Consider the following 18,515-nt stretch of genomic DNA (forward strand, 5'->3'; position numbering starts at 1 on the left):
ACGAATTAATTTAAATTATAAACTATGAAACTTACCTGGCTATTTGCCCTTTTAATTATTGTAACCTCTTGTAAAAGTGATGACGATGGAGCTCCTGTTGTAAACGAACCCACAACTGCTGGAATGTCGTATGCTCTAAGCGACCAAGATTTTACAACAACTTATAATACATTACGTAGTGCATTACAAAGTAATCCTAATATTTCAATTATTGCAGAAGTAAATCATAAGTCTAATGCACAGAGCATAGGAGACGATCTTCGCAATACTCGCATTATCTTTTTTGGAAATCCAGCTTTGGGAACATCGCTGATGCAGGTAAATCAATTAGCAGGTTTAGACTTACCACAAAAAATGTTGGTGTATCAAGATGCGCAGAACAATGTTTTTATTGGATATAATTCTACAGCTTACCTATCGTCTCGATATAATGTTGGAGCTGCTCCAACACTTCAGCAGATTAGTACTGCATTAAGCAATTTTGCGGGAAGTGCTACAAATGGTATAGTTTCTGAAAATTCAAGCAGCGGAATTACTTTTCGTCAAGGTACCGTTACCATTGTAAGTCAGAACGATTTTAGTACAACGTACAGCAACCTTCGTAATGCCATTGTTGATAATGGAGATCTTACCTTAGTACGCGAACTAGACCACCAATTAAATGCACAGTCTGTAGGAGAAGAATTAGATCCAACTCGGGTAATCATTTTTGGAAATCCTAACTTAGGAACACCCTTAATGAAAGCATCACAAACTACCGCATTAGATCTTCCGCAGAAAATGTTAGTGTGGCAAGAAGAAGACGGAACGGTAAATATTTCTTACAACGATCCAGAATATTTAGAATTACGTCATAACATTCAAGGACAATCGCAAGTAGTTGCTACAATTAGTAGCGCTTTAGCAGGTTTAGCGGTAGACGCAGCCAACTAATACTTATATTCATTCGGAGTTTTCCGCACAGGATTCGCCTTTTCGAAAGCATATCCTAGTTGTAATAAATTCCATTCAGAATCGGGAGTACCTATCAACGTTAACGAGATAGGTTCTCCCGATTTTTTATACCCCATCGGTACCGTAAGACACGGGTGCAACCCAACAGCTGCATACCCTGCATGGTAATTATTTATAGATAAGATAGCGTCGAGGTTGTATTTCACCATCGGTTCTTGAAAAAATTTGGTTCCGTTCTCATGCAACGTCTGTTTCAATTTCTGAAAGTCTTCATTAGCGGTGGTATCTTTTATAATTCCATCGAAAATCCCTTGGTTATATGGCATGTAGCGAATACTGTCTTTGCTATTAAATTTCATCACTTCTGAAAGATTACTCACTATCACATTATCTGAAGCATATTTCGATAAATAAACAGGAAGATCTTCTTTCATTTCCAAATTGAGCAAGGTTAAAAAACCATCCATAGGAAGTTGAGCCGCATCGAACAGTAACACATCTGCACCTGCCGCTTTTATTTTTTCTACAGTGGCGTTGTAGATCGAATCGCTAAGCAGTCCTTTTAGTACTCCCAGTCGTTTTCCTTTTAATGTGCCTTGTTGTAAAGCAGCAACATTAGAATAGGGTGTTTTAGAAGTTTTGCTTGAAGCGTCTTCAGGATCGTTTCCCTTCATGGCGTCTAAAACTATTGCATTATCAACCACATTTCGGGTCATAGGGCCGGGCGTGTCGAGGGTGTGCGATATAGGAACAATCCCCGAACGACTTAACAGTCCGACAGTAGGTTTTAAGCCCACCAAAGAGTTCTGACTCGAAGGCGACAAAATAGAACCAGAGGTTTCTGTACCTATAGCAGCAACCGCATAATTAGCAGCAATGGATGTACCACTACCCGAGCTGCTTCCGCCGGTTTCAAATATTTTTCTTCCGTAGGGATTAAGAGTTTGTCCTCCAACAGCACTATAGCCTACGGGACATCCATTGCAAAAGAAATAAGCCCATTCGCTGAGGTTTACTTTACCTAAAATAAGGGCGCCGTTTTTCTTTAATTGTTGCACCAAAAAGGCATCTTCTTTGGGCTGGTTCTCTTGCAACACTACAGCTCCGGCAGTGGTGCGCATGTTCGATGTATTAATGTTATCCTTCAGTAAGATCGGCATGCCGTAAATGGGGTGCATGTTGTTTGATTTATTGATGTCTTTTTCTCTAGCTTCCTCCAAAATATTCGGATTTAAAGCAACGATGGTGTGTAGGGTTTTAGCGGGATCGAGTTCGTAGTGGTAAATTCGTTTCAGAAAAAATAGTGTAAGTTCTTCGTAGGTAAATGCACCTTCCGTAATGTGTTTTTGAAGTGTTGGGATATTTTGTTCTAGAATGAGAGGGCGTAAGGTGGTGTAGCGTTCTTCAGAAAAATTTTGTACTTCGGAAGCTAATTTCTGAAAGACTTTATTTTTATCTAAAAATTTAGACTGAATAGCTTTAAACTTCATGCGGTCCAGTTCGTGTTCTTGCTGTTTTTCGATTTCTGAAACTTCATCTTGAGGTGTCCAAAGCACAGCTGTTTCTTTTTCTTGTGCATTATTATTACACGAACAAAATAAAAATAGTAAAACAAGTGAAACGAGATAAGGGTGCTTAGACTTCATACGATTTGAATTTCTATAAAAGTAAAAAAACCATTCCGAAAGTTCAGAATGGTTTTACTATAAGATTTTGGGTAGAAAATGTAATTACAATTTAAAGGCTTCTTTTACTTTGTCAACATAATCCAATTTTTCCCACGTAAACAGTTCTACTTCTCTTTCGATAACCCCATTATATGGACTTTCGAAGATTTTTGTAACCGTTTCAGGAATTCGCCCCATGTGTCCGTAGGCAGCAGTTTCTACATAGATTGGATTTCGTAATTTCAATCTTTTTTCGATGGCTGCTGGACGCATATCGAATAATTTCGCTACAATCTTCGCAATTTCACCATCGGTAAGCGATACGTGTGAAGTTCCGTGTGTGTTTACTAGAATTGAAGTTGGTTCTACCACTCCAATGGCGTACGAAACTTGCACAAGAATCTCGTCTGCTACACCAGCTGCGACTAAATTTTTTGCGATATGTCTCGAAGCATAGGCGGCACTGCGATCTACTTTACTAGGATCTTTTCCGCTAAAGGCACCTCCACCATGAGCGCCTTTTCCACCGTAAGTATCTACGATGATCTTTCTTCCGGTAAGTCCAGTGTCACCGTGAGGGCCACCAATTACGAATTTTCCAGTGGGATTAATATGATATACTATATCGTTAGTGAATAATTTTTGAACATACTCAGGAAGTTGTGCTTTTACCTTCGGAATTAAAATCTCTAAGATGTCTTTTTTAATTTTTGCAAGCATCGCCTCATCTTCATCGAACTCGTCGTGTTGTGTAGACAAAACGATCGAAACAATTTTTTGAGGAATATTGTCGTCACTGTATTCAATGGTTACTTGACTTTTAGAGTCGGGGCGTAGGTATGGAATTTCATCCTCTGCTCTGCGTAATTTGGCTAATTCTATTAAAATAGTGTGCGAAATCTCCAAGGCAAGTGGCATGAAATTTTCGGTTTCTTTGGTTGCATAACCAAACATCATTCCTTGGTCACCTGCTCCTTGCTCTTCCTTATCTTCGCGATCTACTCCTTGATTAATGTCTTGAGATTGTTCGTGAATTAACGAAATAACACCACAAGAATCACCACTAAATTTATAGGCACCTTTTGTGTATCCAATTTTGTTAACAACATCTCTTGCGATGGTTTGAACATCGAGATACGTGTCACTCTTTACTTCTCCAGCAAGTACCACTTGACCCGTAGTAACTAGCGTTTCACATGCTACTTTCGATTCGGGATCGAAGGCTAAAAAATGATCTAATAAGGCGTCACTAATTTGATCTGCAACTTTATCTGGGTGTCCTTCAGAAACACTTTCTGAAGTAAATAAATAGGCCATAGCTAATTTTTAATTCTTAATTATAGGGGTCGATTTGACGAAAGCGTCTAAGGAAGTTATTACTGCCTTTAGCATTTTTTAACCCTCGAAACTATAAGGATTTCTTCATTGACAGTGCCAAATCGGAAGAGGTTGCAATCAGTCAAATCTTTCCTCTTTTATGTAAGGGGCAAATGTAAAAAAATTAAAACGAAAAGAAATTAATTTAAGAATTTTTGGGTATTAATTAGGATATTAAAATTTCTTGCCTTTATCTTTGTGGCTGTAAAGTTCAAACTTTTATTGAAATGTTATCAAGAAAGGTGGAGGGATTAGACCCTACGAAACCTTAGCAACCCTTTATTCTATATAAAGAAGGTGCTACATTCTACAACGGTATTGTACCGGAGATAGATAACGACAACCTGATTTTCTTTCTGAGGATCAGCGTCATTCTTAATAACATTTTTCTATTAAAGTACGCCAAGAGGCGTGTTTATTCCGATCGTCGGAATTGTTTTAATTATTTATTAACTCAAAAATTAGAAAAATGAGTACACAACAATTTGCAACCCAATCATTGCACGCAGGTTACGATGTGACTGCAAACGGTGGTACCCGAGCGGTGCCAATTTATCAAACAAGCAGCTATGTTTTTAAAGACAGTGATCATGCTGCCAATCTCTTTAATCTTTCCGAACCGGGATTTATTTATACCCGGCTTAACAATCCTACCAATGATATTCTCGAGCAACGGCTCGCGGCACTCGAAGGTGGTATTGCTGCAGTAGTTACCGCCTCGGGAACTTCGGCAATTGCAACCACTTTACTCACTCTGTTACGATCTGGAGATCATATTGTGGCGTCAAGCAGTTTGTATGGAGGCACCTACAATTTATTAAATGTGACCTTGCCAAGATTTGGCATTAAAACCACTTTTGTAGATGCTTCAAATCCTGAAAATTTTGGAAATGCAGTACGAGAGAACACCCGTGCAATTTTTATTGAATCGTTAGGAAACCCTAAACTCGATGTGTTGGACATTGAAGCGATTTCGCTACAAGCAAAAGCGAATAAGCTTCCACTAATTGTTGATAATACGGTAGCCTCACCAGCGCTTTTAAATCCGATTTCGTATGGGGCAAATATTGTAATTCATTCCCTTACTAAATACATCAATGGAAACGGCACTTCTTTAGGAGGCGTGATTATCGATGCTGGAACGTTCGACTGGACCAACGGCAAATTTCCCGAGTTTACCGAACCTTCAGAAGGATATCACGGGTTGATTTATTCCGAAGTATTAAAAGAAGCCGCGTTTATAGCAAAAGTACGAATTGAAGGTTTGCGTGACTTTGGTGCAGCATTGAGTCCGTTTAATGCATTTCAAATTTTACAAGGACTAGAAACTTTGGAGATCCGTATTCAAAAGCACAGTAAAAATGCCTTGAAAGTAGCGCAATGGTTGCAGGATCGCGAAGAAGTTGCCTGGGTGCATTATCCCGGATTAGCAAACGACACATATTACGATTTGGCACAAAAATACCTTCCAAAAGGACAAAGTGGATTGGTTACGTTTGGTTTAAAAGACGGATTCGAAGCGGCTAAAAAATTCGTGGATGCAACAAAACTCTTTTCATTACTTGCTAATATTGGAGATACTAAATCACTAATCATACACCCCGCAAGTACCACGCACCAACAATTGAGTGAACAACAGCAGGAAACTACTGGAGTAACGAAAGAGCTTATAAGACTTTCGGTAGGATTAGAAAATCTTGACGATCTAATTGGAGATCTTAAACAAGCCTTGCAACTTGAAAAGAGTGTTGTTACTATATAATGATTGAGAACTAAGAAAACAGCGGTGCTTACAAAAACCGCTGTTTTAATCTATTTTTTAGACTATGAAATTACATTCAATCGATATTACATATACAACCCGTAATGAAGGGTATTCGGGCATACTTCCGTTAAGCTATGAGTTATTTGGTTTGCCTTTAGGGTCGGCTCCAGTTGTTCTAGTAAATCATGCGCTTACCGGGAATAGTACTGTCTGCGGAGCGCTGGGTTGGTGGAACCAATTAATTGGAGCAAGGAAATGTATAGATACTGAAAAATATACGATCCTTGCTTTCAACATTCCTGGAAACGGATATGATGGTTTTAAAATCGACACGCCTGAAGCCTTTACGGTGTATGATGTTTCCAAAATATTTCTGTTGGGGATTGAGCGTCTTAACATAAAGAAGGTTCATACCGTTATTGGAGGCTCGTTAGGAGGGAGTATTGCCTGGCAAATGGCAGCTCTACGACCAGAATTATTTGAGAACATTATTCCTATTGCGACCGACTGGAAATCGACCGACTGGGTGCTGGCAAATTGCAGAATCCAGAAGCAGATTTTAGAACATTCTAGCGATCCGTTGGGAGATGCGAGAATTCATGCTATGACGTTGTATCGTGCTCCGAAATCCCTTACACATAAATTTCACAGAAGTATCAACGATACGTTGCAGATTCCTAATGTAGAAAGCTGGTTGCTGCATCATAGTGCTGCGTTAAAAAAACGATTTAAAGTTAGTGCGTATGTCTTAATGAACCATTTGCTCACGACCATAAATATCACCAAAGATACGGGTGACTTTTTAGCTTCAGTTAAAAAGATACAGGGAAATGTATTGCTGGTGGGAGTAGATTCAGACCTGTTTTTTACAAATTCAGAAATTGAAGAAACCTATAATAGTTACAAAACAATAAAGAAAAACGTTCAATACAAAACAATCGAATCTATTCATGGTCACGATGCTTTTTTAATGGAATTTGATCAATTAGCAGCGATTTTGCAACCCGTTTTTCAAATAAATAATACAACAAATGAACTCAATACTAGTAGAAAAAATAAAAAATCCGAATGTCTCATTAATTGATTTGGAACAACTAAAGACGAAGACTATTTACATCGCGATATTTGGAGTTGGAAATGTAGGAGGAAGGTTGATCGATCAGATCCACGCTTCGTATCGAGAAATTTTAGAACGGCGTGATTTAGATCTAAAAATTTTCGCAATTGCTAATTCTTCTCATCTTTTATTAGATAAAGAAGGGTGTTCCGAAAACTGGAGAGATGCGATTATAGCACAAAAGGTTGGTTATACATTGCAAGATGTTCTTACTTATGCGCAAGAAAATGAATTCGATAATTTGATCGCCATAGACAATACGGCCGATGTAGAATTTGTTTTAAATTACGAACCGCTTGTAAAGAGTGGATTTAGTTTGGTTTCTTCCAATAAAATAGGAAATACAATAGGTTTAGATTTTTATAGAAATCTTCGGAAAACACTTTCAAAACATAAAAAAGAATATTTATATGAAACCAATGTGGGTGCCGGACTTCCGTTAGTAGATACCATTAAGCTTTTGCATCTTTCGGGAGAAAATATAACTCGTATTAAAGGTGTTTTTTCGGGATCATTAAGTTATTTATTTAATCGGTTTTCTGAAGGGAACAAACTCTTTAGTGAAGTACTTCAAGATGCTATTAATAAGGGGTATACCGAACCCGACGCAAGAGAAGATCTTTGTGGCAACGACGTGGGTAGAAAGTTATTAATTCTCGCAAGAGAGCTAGAATTACATAATGAGTTTTCCGATATACAGATTGAAAATTTAATTCCGAAACAGTTACGACAAGGAACAAAAGAAGATTTTTTATTGCAGCTTAAAGACTTCGACGTACCTTTTCATCTAAAGAAAAAAAATCAGAAGAAAGGGCATGTACTTCGATATATTGGAGATCTTAGAGGAGACCTCTCTAAAAATGATGGTGCTATTTTAGAAGTAAAGTTGGTTTCTGTTCCTAGAAATAGTATGTTAGGACAATTAAAAGGCAGTGATTCTATTTTTGAAATTTACAGTGAAAGTTATGGAGATAATCCTATTGTAATTCAAGGTGCTGGAGCAGGCGCAGAGGTTACAGCTCGTGGCGTCTTCGGAGATGTTTTACGACTAAGTAATAAACTAAATTAAATTATATGAAAGTAACTTTAAACCGACTAAATCAAGATTATCTATTTGAAGCTAAAGGACCCAATAATGTGGCGGTTTCGATCGATAATAAAACCGAAGCAGTTGCGAAAGGAGCGAGTCCGATGGAATTAATGCTCATGGCGATAGGCGGTTGTAATGCGATCGATATTATTTCAATATTGAAAAAACAACGGCAGGAAGTACGTTCTTACAAGATCGAAGTAGAAGGAAAACGAAAAGATACTGGCGATGCAAAACCGTTTGAAGCTGTACACCTTACTATATACTTAGAAGGGGATATAGCCGAAGCAAAGGCGAAGCGTGCTGCAGCGCTAAGTTTTGAAAAATACTGTTCGGTATCTCTTACGCTAACTGGGTGTGTTGCTATTACTTATACAATTGTTTTAAATAACATTAAATTATAACGTATTACATCTAAATAGTGTAAAGTAAGTAATAGGCTCGTCAACGTAAGGAAACAATTGTAACCATCACATTAATTTTTTATTCTCATATATTGGTAAAAGCTATTTGATGATGATAATGGTTTCAAAAATTATTTTAAGCTATCTGTTAAAATATGCGTAAGTTTATAACGATTATTTACGATTTACCTTATGTTATCCAGAAAAACCAAATACGGAATTAAAGCGCTAACGTATCTTGCCAAACAAGACACCAACGAGCCGGTACAGATTTCCGTAATCTCGGAATCGGAAAACATTTCTCAAAAATTTCTGGAAAGCATCTTACTTACACTTCGTAAGACGGGAATTCTTGGTTCTAAAAAAGGAAAAGGTGGTGGTTATTATTTATTAAAGCAAGCCGATCAAATCACAATAGCATCTGTATTTCGAATTTTAGAGGGACCCATTGCAATGGTTCCATGTGTGAGTCTTAATTTTTATGAGAAATGTGATGACTGCCCAGAAGAAAGTGCCTGCAGCGTTCATAACTTAATGATTCGTGTTCGGGATAATAACCTTAAAATATTCGAAAACACCTCTGTAGCAGACCTCGTTTCTCAATCTATTATATAACACGTTTGTACCTTCTTAAATATTGTTTACTTTTGCATACTCTAGTAAGTCCATAGAGTAATATGAATATATTGAACATCACATCCAAAAACATAGCGCTTTTTAACGAAAACTTACGATACGATTCGCCTGCGGATATACTTTCGTTTGTTTTAAATTTGGCGGAACGACCAGTAGTAACAACAAGCTTCGGGACATATTCGGCAGCGGTATTGCATGCTACAACAAAAGTGAATAAGCAAATACCTATAATTTGGTGCGATACGGGATTTAATACCGATGCAACTTATCAACATGCGCTTACACTTATCGATAAACTTTCTCTTTCTGTAGATATTTTTACTCCGAGGTTAACAACCGCATTTTTAAAGCACACAATTGGTACTCCAGAAATTTCGAATCCAATGCATGCAGAATTTTCAGAAAAAGTTAAATTAGAACCTTTTAATAGAGCATTTAAAAAACACAATCCAGATGTTTGGATCACAAACCTCCGAAAAGACCAGAACACCTTCCGAAGCAACCTTGATATCTTAACACTAACATCTAACGGGGTATTAAAAGTTGCCCCTTTCTTTTATTATTCAAATACCGAAATCGTTGCCTATCTTAAAAAACACCGACTTCCTATCGAGTTCGATTATTACGATCCTGTAAAAGCACTAGAAAATAGAGAGTGTGGTATTCACTTAAAAAATTAAGCGTATTTTCGAAATCATAACCAAGATATAAGTATGGATATGATTTTTCCTTCGGAAACAAAACTACTTGAAACGATCTCGAGAGTGACTCCTCATGTGCATCAAACTCCAGTAATAACTTCTTCTTTTATAAATAAACTTACAGGTGCTGAGGTTGTGTTTAAATGTGAGAACTTTCAGAAAATGGGTGCTTTTAAAATGCGAGGTGCCATTAATGCGATTTTACAACTTTCCGAAGCACAAAAAAAAGCCGGAGTTGTAACACACTCTTCGGGAAACTTTGCTCAAGCACTTTCTTTAGCAGCTAAAAATCTTGGCGTAAAAGCATACATTGTAATGCCATCGAATGCACCTACAGTTAAAAAAGAAGCGGTGAAAGGATATGGTGGAATAATCACCGAATCGGAACCAACATTACAAGCACGAGAAGCAGCAGCGTCTAAAATTGAAAGAGAAAAAGGAGCTACATTTTTGCACCCCTCCAATAATTTAGATGTGATTTTAGGACAAGGAACTGCCGCATCCGAATTACTTAAAAAACACTCAGACTTAAACGCGATTTTTACGCCAGTAGGTGGTGGTGGTTTAATTGCAGGAACAGCGTTATCGGTACATTACTTCGGAAAAAATTGTAGAACAATTGGTGGCGAACCTATGGCGGCAGATGATGCATTTCGTTCATTGCAATCGGGGAAAATTGAAACTAATACTACTGCCAATACCATTGCTGATGGTCTGAAGACGAATCTCGGGGATGTTAATTTTCCTATTATTCAACAATTGGTTTCGGATATCATTCGAGTCGAAGAAACAGAAATTAAAGCAGCAATGCAGTTGCTTTGGGAACGTTTAAAACTAGTTACTGAAGCATCGAGCGCAGTGCCATTAGCAGCATTAATTAGAGATAGACATCGCTTTAAAGGTGAGAAGGTTGGTATTGTTCTTTCGGGTGGTAATGTTGATTTATTAAATCTTCCCTTTTAAAATCGGCAAATTTATTTACTTTGCGCCTATGAGGAAATTTCTATTTCTTGTTTTACTGTTGGGTACGGCAACTCTTTTTTCTCAAGAAGAAAAAGTTGATTCGTTTATCGATGCGAATTATTTCTACGGAACGATTCTTCGTCATAATAAGGATATAGCTCATTTAATAAAAGGCCATCCCGACGGACTTATTCTTAGTTACAATAAGAAAACATTTGGAGAAGAACGCTGGCAGCAGGCGTATAATTATCCAGATTGGGGCGTTTCGTTTGTATATCATAATCCACAGTATGATATATTGGGAGCAAACTATGGGGTGTACGCTCATTATAATTCTTATTTTTTTAATCGAAATGTGTTATTGCGAATAGGGCAAGGGATTGCGTATGCATCCAATAAATTTGATTTAGAATCAAACCCAAAGAATAATGCGTACGGAAGCAGTTTGTTAAGTTCTACCTATCTTATGTTGAACTACAACAAGCAGTATCTTTTTAAAAACATTGGAATTCAGGCCGGATTGGCGGTGATTCATTATTCTAATGCAAATGTTACAGCACCTAATTCGAGTACCAATAGTCTCACATTTAATGTTGGACTTCAATATCACTTAGATCGTGAAGAGACCTCAGAATATAGCTTTAAGGAATATACAAAGTTTTCGGAACCTATTAAATTTAATTTGATGCTGCGCACAGGTGTTAATGAAAGTGATTATTTAAATTTAGGGCAAGAACCTTTTTTAGTAGTGTCCACATTCTTAGATAAACGATTAAGCTATAAAAGCTCTATCCAAATAGGGGCCGATATGTTCTTCTCCTATTTCCTAAAAAGGCAGATTGAATACATTTCGATCTCGTTTCCAAGTTATGGTATAAAGGGGGATGAAGATTACAAACGAGCTGGTGTTTTTGCAGGGCATGAATTGCACATTGGGAAAGTAGGAGTTTTAACACAGTTAGGCTATTATGTGTACTATCCTTACGATTTTGAAGGTCGTACGTATTTTAGAGCCGGACTCACCTATAGACTACATAAAAACATTGTAGCGTCGACCACTTTAAAGTCGCATGGCGCTAAAGCTGAAGCAGTAGAATTTGGAATTGGAATTAGAATATAATCCTATGAGAAACTATTGGTACTTTATTTTATTATTAAGTTGCCTTTCGTGTAATAGCGATAGCGCGAACGATTGTTTTCAGAAAGAAGGAACTATTGTTCAACAGGTATTTGAAGTCTCAGATTTTTCTAAAATTCGAATTGAAGATGAAGTTACTCTGTATCTTTCGCAAGGTGATGAGCAAAGTGTACGTATCGAAACTGGCGAGAATTTACTGCCAGATGTTTCGGTGCGAATGGAAGGAGAAACTTTAGTGATTCGTGATGAAAACAGTTGCAATTTTGTTCGTGATTACGGAATCACTAAAGCATATGTTACCACTCCAAACATTACTGAAATTAGAAATAGCTCTTCCTACGACGTGATCGGGCAAGGTGAATTATCTTTCCCAGAACTTTCTTTGGTTAGCAACACTACAGGGAATGTGGAAGGTACTTATAAGGGAGGCGATTTTTATTTAAATTTAAATTGTGAGTCGTTTTCTGTCTCTGCAAACGGACAAAGTATCTTCTATATTTCTGGAACTACACAAGACGCAACTTTAGTTTTTAGTGACGAACAACCCCGTTTCGAAGGAACAAATTTTAGTATTCAAAATCTTGTGGTTCAACAGCGAAGTGCTAATGTTATGATCGTCAATCCGCTACAGGAAATTAAAGGAGTAATTCGTGGTACGGGCGATGTGCTTTCTTCTCAGGAGCCCCCATTGGTAGATGTTGAAGAATTATTTACAGGACGACTTATCTTTTTAGATTAAGTGTATATTTACTGCTTTTTATAAGCTATGAGAGAATTTATTTTGTTATTATTTTTAGGAACTTGTTGTACAAGTCTCTGGGCACAGGAAGGTGTTGAAAAAAAACCTTTTTCTCTCGAAGCCGATTATTTCTACGGAAGCATTCTTGAACACAATCCTGATATTGCACACCTTATTACTGGGCATCCTTCGGGGGTAATGCTCACCTACAATCGCAAGACATACGGATTTAACGAATGGGAACGCCGCTACCGATATCCAGATTGGGGTTTTACCTTTATGTATCAAGACATGAAGAATCCTTATTTGGGAGAAAATTACAGTGTATATGGGCACTACAACTGGTATTTTTATAATCGAAGTTTGGTAATACGTTTAGGGCAGGGAATCGCATATGCATCGAACCCGTACGATTATGAAACTAACTTTATTAATAATGCCTACGGAACTCGTTTTTTAAGCACCACATTTCTGAAGGCGAATTACGTTAAAGAAAACATTTGGAATGGTTTTGGTTTTCATGCTGGGTTTGGTATAATTCACTATTCGAATGCCAACTTAAGAGCTCCAAATAACAGTACCAATACCTGGGCGTTCAATGCCGGAGTGAGCTATTTGTTCGATCATGAAGAATTTCCCGAATACATTCCTTTAGAAGATACACCAAGCTCGAGTCATGCAGAGAAAATTAAATACAATGTCGCCTTTCGGTTTGGTTGGAATGAAAGTGACGTAAACCGACAGGGACAATACCCCTTCTATGTGGTCTCTGCATTTGCAGATAAACGCATTAATTATAAAAGTACCTTACAAGCAGGTGTCGATGTGTTCTTTTCGAAGTTTCTAGAAGAACTTATCTATTATAGGTCGGTCGCATATCCAGAAGATGGACTAAGCGGTGATGAAGATTACAAACGGGTCGGATTATTTATTGGTCACGAATTACGTTTTAACAAAGTAGCTTTTGTTTCACAATTAGGATATTATGTATACTGGCCGTATGCTTTTGAAAATAGAGTGTACAATCGTTTGGGGTTGAAACGGTATTTTTTAGAAGATAAAGTGTTTGCTTCCGTAACGGTAAAAGCACATTGGGCGAAAGCAGAAGGAGTAGAATTTGGAATTGGTATACGATTGTAACGAGTTATGAAAAAATTAATTTACATAGTAATTGCTGTTGTTCTTTTTAGTTGTGATTCCGATAAGGGGTTAAATTGCTTTCAAGCGGCAGGTGATATTATTCAGCAAGAAAGAATTGTACCCGAATTTAATCGTATTGTGGTTTTCGAGCGTACGACTTTATTAGTGCAGCAAGGTGATGAATATAGTGTGGTCGTAGAAACAGGTGAAAACCTTATGAACGATGTTGAAGTAAGTGTAGATAACGATCAACTCATTATTCGAAACACAAATGGTTGTAATGTAGTTCGTGATTACGGAATTACAAAAGTGATCGTCACAGCTCCAAACATTACCGAAATAAGAAGCAGCACGGGGCAAACTGTTGAGAGCATTGGAACGCTTCAATTTCCTAGTTTAACTTTATTGTCTGAAGATACTATCGAAGAAGATGCCTTTCATATCGACGGAGATTTTTATTTAAATCTAGACGTAGAAGATTTAAATATAACAGCGAATGGTCTTTCAAAGTTTTATCTTAGCGGGACTGCTAATAGAGCAAAATTCGAGTTGTTTTCTGGAGATACCCGTGTAGACGCTTCAAATCTAGCGGTTGAAAGCATGTATCTTTTTCACCGCAGTACCAATGTCATGATTGTAAATCCGACGAGGAGCATTCGTGGTAAGATTGTTAGTATTGGTGATGTAGTCGTAAAAACACCACGAGATTCATTAGAAATCGTTGAGGTAGAAGAGCTATACCGCGGGCGCCTTATTTTTGAGTAGTTAATTCAACAAATAACTTTTCGAGCGTCGTGTTTTTTTGATGTAACTGAAGAATTTTTAGTCCGTTATCATGAGCAAAATCAAACACACTTGATCGCATATCTTCCTGTGTATTAAAATAGAGCTGATAAACAAAACCAGCACTGTTCTCCACTTTTGTAACGTGCGTTAATTTCTGAAGCGCAATTTCTTCCACACGATAATCGAATTCAACTTCAACAATTTGTTGTTTTTCATTCGACAGTTCCGAAAGTTTTTTATCAAGAACAATTTCTCCTTTATTAATAATGATCACCCGATCGCAAATTGCCTCAACTTCTTGCATAATATGCGTAGAAAGCAACACTGTTTTAGTGCTTCCAATATTTTTAATAAGTTCCCGGATTTCAATAAGCTGATTAGGATCGAGTCCTGTAGTAGGTTCATCGAGAATAAGTACGTCGGGATCATGAAGGAGTGCATTGGCAAGCCCCACACGTTGACGATATCCTTTAGAGAGCTGCCCGATTTTTTTATGTGCTTCTTGTGTAAGACCTACTCGAGATATTACTTTTTCTACTTCGGAAGTGGGCGTTTTATATAGTTCTGCATTAAACTGAAGGTACTCCCGCACATACATATCTAGGTATAACGGATTGTGTTCTGGAAGATAGCCAATAGTTTGTTGAATTTTTTTAGGAGCTTCAGAAAGGGAAAATGAGTTAATTTTGGCGGTACCTTCCGTAGGAGCGATGTAGGTGGTAAGAATTTTCATCATCGTAGATTTTCCAGCACCATTAGGGCCTAAAAAACCTACAATTTCACCAGACTCAATCTTAAAAGATACATTGTTTAGAGCCTTTTGTGAGCCGTAAATTTTAGAAATATTTGAAACGTGTATCGACATATTTTTCAGAAAAAACAAAACTACATAAATAAAAAAGCAAGTAAAATATTTTGTGCCGTCGAAGTTTTAATTACATTAGCAGTATATAAACGAATAATGAATCATTTAAGTACTTATTTCAATTTTTGGTATTTCTATTTTAAAGATAGAACCGGGATTGCTATGTAGGTATTTACCACATATATTATATTCATCCCGGACAAAATGTTCGGGATTTTTTTTGTTTAAAACTGAAACCTATGTCACTAAAAATCGCCATTCAGGGAATAGAAAGTTCTTTTCACGACCTGGCCGTACAACAACTTTTTCCCAATCAAAATGTAGAACTCCTCCCTTGTAGTTCGTTCGATAATGTCGCCGGTAGCCTGTCCGATTTTAGTGCAGATTTAGGGGTTATTGCAATAGAGAATACAATTGCGGGGTCTATTCTCCCAAATTATAATTTAATTGATAGTAAAAACTTAAAGATCCTTGATGAAACTTTTCTAACCATCGAAATGTATCTTATGGCGTTGCAGGGTGAGACTATCCATAGCATCGATGAGGTACATTCGCATCCAGTGGCGCTCCAGCAGTGCAAAGAATACCTTCAGCGATTGCAACCCCATTGTAAGGTTATTGAAGGAAAGGATACTGCTTCAGAAGCAAAAAGAATAAAAGAAAATGGTTTGAAAGGAGTTGCTGCCATCGCCGGAAAGCAAGTGGCTGAAAAGTACGGACTTCAAATTCTCGATAAAAATATTCAGACCATAAAAGATAATAAAACTCGGTTTGTGGTAATAGGAAGAGAAACTGCGGAAAATGCTTCAGAAAGAAATAAAGCAACCCTTAAATTTCAGTTAGGACATGAAGTAGGAAGTTTAGCAAGTGTTTTACAATTGTTGAGTACCTTTGGCATCAATTTAACCAAAATACAATCTTTTCCTATAGAAGGTAGTCCTTGGCAGTATTCATTCTTTATAGATGTTTTGTATGAAGATCAAGTGTTATTTGCAGAAGTAACCAACGTATTAGAAAAAGCAGTAAAAAAATTGAAGGTGCTGGGAACCTACAAACAAAATCTTAACAATGCTCCCAGTCAATTAAACAGACAATTAGTTCATGGAAAATAAAAAAGAATTACGCACTTGGTTGAATAACATGAAGTTGGCGCATCCTTTAGTGATCGCTGGACCATGCAGTGCAGAGACCGAAGCGCAGGTTTTAAAAATAGCCCATCAGTTAAAAGATACAGATGCTACAGTACTTCGTGCCGGGATCTGGAAACCAAGAACTCGCCCAGGAAACTTTGAAGGGGTAGGGGCTTTAGGATTAAAATGGCTTCAAAAAGCAAAAGAAGAAACCGGGATGTTAACCACTACCGAAGTGGCCAATGCCAACCACGTAGACCTTGCGTTAAAACATGATGTGGATATACTTTGGATCGGTGCTCGAACTACGGTGTCACCTTTTATTGTTCAGGAAATTGCTGATGCCTTGAATGGGACAGATAAAGTGGTGCTTATTAAAAACCCAGTAAATCCCGACCTTGCATTATGGTTAGGAGCTGTAGAGCGTTTTTATGAAGCAGGTGTAAAAAATCTTGGGGTGATTCACAGAGGATTTTCTGCTTATGAAAAAAATACATACCGAAACAATCCCGAATGGCAGATTCCTATCGATCTTCAAACGCGATTTCCCGATCTTCCACTTATTCTGGACCCTTCGCACATTGCGGGACGTCGTGATTTAATTTTCGACTTGTGTCAAACCGCGTTAGATCTTAATTACGACGGACTCATGGTAGAGACTCATTACGATCCCGACAATGCTTGGAGTGATGCGGCACAGCAAATTACCCCTGCGGCTTTAGATAAAATGACGGTGGATCTTCGTATTCGTGTTGAAGAAGGAGACGAAGTAGAATTTAAGAACAAACTTAATACATTGCGAACCAAGATTGATGTGATGGATCATCAAGTAATTGAAACCTTGGGAAAACGTATGAAGATCGCAGACCAGATCGGGGCACTTAAAAAAGAACAAAACGTTGCTATACTACAAACCAAACGATGGAATGAAGTATTAGGAAAAATGATTCTTGAAGGAGAAGAGTACAAATTAAGTGAAGAATTCGTGCTTAAGATTTATAAAGCAATTCATCAAGAATCGATCAATCACCAAAAGAAAGTGATTAGCGGAGAATAAAACGGTATGATGTATCTTTGCCCCTGTAAAGAAACCCTATGAAAGGAATTGTCTATAAATCTACCGGAAGCTGGTACACTGTAAAATCACAAAATGGTGAGTTTTACGAATGCCGAATTAAGGGCAAATTCCGAATACAAGGGATTAAAAGTACCAATCCTGTAGCCGTAGGGGATCATGTTGTTTTCGAAGTGGAGACTAAGGGAGATGAGACCATTGGAATTATCAACAAAATTGAAGAACGAGAAAATTACATCATCCGTAAATCGGTGAACCTTTCCAAGCAGACGCACATTATTGCAGCAAATGTAGATGTGGCATTTTTATTAGTGACACTAAATAATCCGCCTACTTTTACCACTTTTATCGATCGTTTTCTTGTTACTGCAGAAGCGTATCATATTAATGCGGTGCTTTTATTTAATAAGATCGATACCTACAATGAGGAGGAATTATTAGAGATTAAGTATTTGGCAGCCATGTACCGAGAGATTGGGTATGAATGTATTGGAATTTCGGCAGTCACTGGAAAAAATGTTGAGAAAGTAAAGGCATTAATGGAAGGCAAAGTGAGTATGTTTTCTGGACATAGTGGTGTGGGGAAATCTACGCTGGTAAATGCAATCGAGCCTACGCTTCAATTAAAGACCTCCAAAATTTCAAGTCAGCACATGCAGGGGCAACATACCACGACATTTGCAGAAATGTTCGACCTATCCTTTAATGCTAGAATTATCGATACGCCCGGAATTAAAGGGTTTGGAATTGTTGAAGTAAACAAAGAAGAATTAGGAAATTATTTTCCAGAATTTTTTGCCTTAAAAGAGCATTGTAAATTTAACAACTGTTTGCATCGAGAAGAACCTCAATGTGCCGTAAAGGAGGCGTTAGAAAACGACGAGATCGCTTGGTCCCGTTATAAAAGTTATCTTCAGATCATGGAGGGAGAAGAAGAACATTACCGGCAAACACAGCACGGGAATTAA

17 protein-coding genes, 1 pseudogene and 1 riboswitch are annotated in these 18,515 nt (G+C 37.6%); of the genes and pseudogenes, 15 read left to right on the top strand and 3 right to left on the bottom strand.

Annotated features, from left to right (window positions below):
* Positions 1-24 precede the first annotated feature (24 nt).
* Positions 25-933 carry a DUF302 domain-containing protein gene (locus ULVI_RS13230; protein ID WP_068593277.1) on the top strand — a complete coding sequence of 303 codons (909 nt, stop codon included), beginning with the start codon at positions 25-27 and terminating at the stop codon, positions 931-933.
* On the opposite strand, the gene ULVI_RS13235 is transcribed toward ULVI_RS13230, so the two are convergent.
* Entirely contained in the window at positions 930-2,600 is a 1,671-nt protein-coding gene (locus ULVI_RS13235) for an amidase family protein (protein WP_068593278.1), read from the bottom strand. The two genes, ULVI_RS13230 and ULVI_RS13235, sit on opposite strands and share 4 nt — an antisense overlap.
* An 84-nt stretch (positions 2,601-2,684) precedes the next feature.
* Positions 2,685-3,938, bottom strand: coding sequence for a methionine adenosyltransferase (gene metK, locus ULVI_RS13240; protein WP_068593279.1), 1,254 nt, complete (start codon positions 3,936-3,938; stop codon positions 2,685-2,687).
* A 287-nt stretch (positions 3,939-4,225) separates the two neighbouring features.
* Positions 4,226-4,338, top strand: a riboswitch (SAM riboswitch).
* Positions 4,339-4,467: 129 nt separating this feature from the next.
* Between metK and ULVI_RS13245 the strand changes: the two genes are divergently transcribed.
* The 11 genes and pseudogenes from ULVI_RS13245 to ULVI_RS13295 all read left to right on the top strand — a co-directional run bounded on the left by ULVI_RS13245 (position 4,468) and on the right by ULVI_RS13295 (position 14,456).
* A complete protein-coding gene (locus ULVI_RS13245; protein ID WP_068593280.1) occupies positions 4,468-5,760 on the top strand; it encodes an O-acetylhomoserine aminocarboxypropyltransferase/cysteine synthase family protein in 1,293 nt (430 codons plus the stop codon).
* A 64-nt stretch (positions 5,761-5,824) separates the two neighbouring features.
* Positions 5,825-6,847, top strand: a complete 1,023-nt coding sequence (locus ULVI_RS15765) for an alpha/beta fold hydrolase (RefSeq protein WP_068593281.1) — start codon at positions 5,825-5,827, stop codon at positions 6,845-6,847.
* A 16-nt stretch (positions 6,848-6,863) separates the two neighbouring features.
* A pseudogene (locus tag ULVI_RS15770) lies at positions 6,864-7,949 on the top strand (aspartate kinase); the annotation flags it as partial.
* Positions 7,950-7,954: 5 nt separating this feature from the next.
* Entirely contained in the window at positions 7,955-8,374 is a 420-nt protein-coding gene (locus tag ULVI_RS13260) for an OsmC family protein (RefSeq protein WP_068593283.1), read from the top strand.
* A gap of 192 nt (positions 8,375-8,566) precedes the next feature.
* Positions 8,567-8,989 (top strand): RrF2 family transcriptional regulator, encoded by a 423-nt coding sequence (locus ULVI_RS13265; protein ID WP_068593284.1) that lies wholly within the window; start codon positions 8,567-8,569, stop codon positions 8,987-8,989.
* A 62-nt stretch (positions 8,990-9,051) separates the two neighbouring features.
* Positions 9,052-9,690, top strand: a complete 639-nt coding sequence (locus tag ULVI_RS13270) for a phosphoadenosine phosphosulfate reductase domain-containing protein (protein WP_082830877.1) — start codon at positions 9,052-9,054, stop codon at positions 9,688-9,690.
* Positions 9,691-9,723: 33 nt separating this feature from the next.
* Positions 9,724-10,674 (top strand): pyridoxal-phosphate dependent enzyme, encoded by a 951-nt coding sequence (locus tag ULVI_RS13275; RefSeq protein ID WP_394330943.1) that lies wholly within the window; start codon positions 9,724-9,726, stop codon positions 10,672-10,674.
* Between the two features lie 28 nt (positions 10,675-10,702).
* Positions 10,703-11,794 (top strand): acyloxyacyl hydrolase, encoded by a 1,092-nt coding sequence (locus tag ULVI_RS13280; protein WP_068593286.1) that lies wholly within the window; start codon positions 10,703-10,705, stop codon positions 11,792-11,794.
* A 4-nt stretch (positions 11,795-11,798) separates the two neighbouring features.
* Positions 11,799-12,551: a head GIN domain-containing protein gene (locus ULVI_RS13285; protein WP_068593481.1), complete on the top strand. Its 753-nt coding sequence runs from the start codon at positions 11,799-11,801 to the stop codon at positions 12,549-12,551.
* Positions 12,552-12,578: 27 nt separating this feature from the next.
* The gene (locus tag ULVI_RS13290; RefSeq protein WP_068593287.1) at positions 12,579-13,691 is read left to right on the top strand and encodes an acyloxyacyl hydrolase; all 1,113 of its coding nucleotides are present in this window, start codon (positions 12,579-12,581) and stop codon (positions 13,689-13,691) included.
* Between the two features lie 6 nt (positions 13,692-13,697).
* On the top strand, positions 13,698-14,456 hold the full coding sequence (locus ULVI_RS13295; protein WP_068593288.1) for a head GIN domain-containing protein: 759 nt from the start codon (positions 13,698-13,700) through the stop codon (positions 14,454-14,456).
* On the opposite strand, the gene gldA is transcribed toward ULVI_RS13295, so the two are convergent.
* The gene (gldA, locus tag ULVI_RS13300) at positions 14,443-15,342 is read right to left on the bottom strand and encodes a gliding motility-associated ABC transporter ATP-binding subunit GldA (protein WP_068593289.1); all 900 of its coding nucleotides are present in this window, start codon (positions 15,340-15,342) and stop codon (positions 14,443-14,445) included. The genes ULVI_RS13295 and gldA overlap by 14 nt on opposite strands.
* A 239-nt stretch (positions 15,343-15,581) precedes the next feature.
* Between gldA and ULVI_RS13305 the strand changes: the two genes are divergently transcribed.
* From ULVI_RS13305 to rsgA, 3 genes are read left to right on the top strand one after another with little or no spacing between them, the layout of a single operon-like run.
* Positions 15,582-16,454: a prephenate dehydratase gene (locus ULVI_RS13305; RefSeq protein WP_068593290.1), complete on the top strand. Its 873-nt coding sequence runs from the start codon at positions 15,582-15,584 to the stop codon at positions 16,452-16,454.
* Entirely contained in the window at positions 16,444-17,529 is a 1,086-nt protein-coding gene (locus ULVI_RS13310) for a bifunctional 3-deoxy-7-phosphoheptulonate synthase/chorismate mutase type II (RefSeq protein WP_068593291.1), read from the top strand. The genes ULVI_RS13305 and ULVI_RS13310 overlap by 11 nt, the downstream gene beginning before the upstream one ends.
* Before the next feature lie 38 nt (positions 17,530-17,567).
* A complete protein-coding gene (rsgA, locus tag ULVI_RS13315) occupies positions 17,568-18,515 on the top strand; it encodes a ribosome small subunit-dependent GTPase A (protein WP_068593292.1) in 948 nt (315 codons plus the stop codon).

The organism is Cochleicola gelatinilyticus, from assembly GCF_001637325.1.
GTDB classification, from domain to species: Bacteria; Bacteroidota; Bacteroidia; order Flavobacteriales; family Flavobacteriaceae; genus Cochleicola; species Cochleicola gelatinilyticus.

Excerpts from the sequence above, each read along its gene's own strand:
- ULVI_RS13230 (WP_068593277.1), top strand. The coding sequence starts at position 25 with ATGAAACTTACCTGGCTATTTGCCCTTTTAATTATTGTAACCTCTTGT.
- ULVI_RS13235 (WP_068593278.1), bottom strand. The coding sequence starts at position 2,600 with ATGAAGTCTAAGCACCCTTATCTCGTTTCACTTGTTTTACTATTTTTA.
- metK (WP_068593279.1), bottom strand. The coding sequence starts at position 3,938 with ATGGCCTATTTATTTACTTCAGAAAGTGTTTCTGAAGGACACCCAGAT.
- ULVI_RS13245 (WP_068593280.1), top strand. The coding sequence starts at position 4,468 with ATGAGTACACAACAATTTGCAACCCAATCATTGCACGCAGGTTACGAT.
- ULVI_RS15765 (WP_068593281.1), top strand. The coding sequence starts at position 5,825 with ATGAAATTACATTCAATCGATATTACATATACAACCCGTAATGAAGGG.
- ULVI_RS13260 (WP_068593283.1), top strand. The coding sequence starts at position 7,955 with ATGAAAGTAACTTTAAACCGACTAAATCAAGATTATCTATTTGAAGCT.
- ULVI_RS13265 (WP_068593284.1), top strand. The coding sequence starts at position 8,567 with ATGTTATCCAGAAAAACCAAATACGGAATTAAAGCGCTAACGTATCTT.
- ULVI_RS13270 (WP_082830877.1), top strand. The coding sequence starts at position 9,052 with ATGAATATATTGAACATCACATCCAAAAACATAGCGCTTTTTAACGAA.
- ULVI_RS13275 (WP_394330943.1), top strand. The coding sequence starts at position 9,724 with ATGGATATGATTTTTCCTTCGGAAACAAAACTACTTGAAACGATCTCG.
- ULVI_RS13280 (WP_068593286.1), top strand. The coding sequence starts at position 10,703 with ATGAGGAAATTTCTATTTCTTGTTTTACTGTTGGGTACGGCAACTCTT.
- ULVI_RS13285 (WP_068593481.1), top strand. The coding sequence starts at position 11,799 with ATGAGAAACTATTGGTACTTTATTTTATTATTAAGTTGCCTTTCGTGT.
- ULVI_RS13290 (WP_068593287.1), top strand. The coding sequence starts at position 12,579 with ATGAGAGAATTTATTTTGTTATTATTTTTAGGAACTTGTTGTACAAGT.
- ULVI_RS13295 (WP_068593288.1), top strand. The coding sequence starts at position 13,698 with ATGAAAAAATTAATTTACATAGTAATTGCTGTTGTTCTTTTTAGTTGT.
- gldA (WP_068593289.1), bottom strand. The coding sequence starts at position 15,342 with ATGTCGATACACGTTTCAAATATTTCTAAAATTTACGGCTCACAAAAG.
- ULVI_RS13305 (WP_068593290.1), top strand. The coding sequence starts at position 15,582 with ATGTCACTAAAAATCGCCATTCAGGGAATAGAAAGTTCTTTTCACGAC.
- ULVI_RS13310 (WP_068593291.1), top strand. The coding sequence starts at position 16,444 with ATGGAAAATAAAAAAGAATTACGCACTTGGTTGAATAACATGAAGTTG.
- rsgA (WP_068593292.1), top strand. The coding sequence starts at position 17,568 with ATGAAAGGAATTGTCTATAAATCTACCGGAAGCTGGTACACTGTAAAA.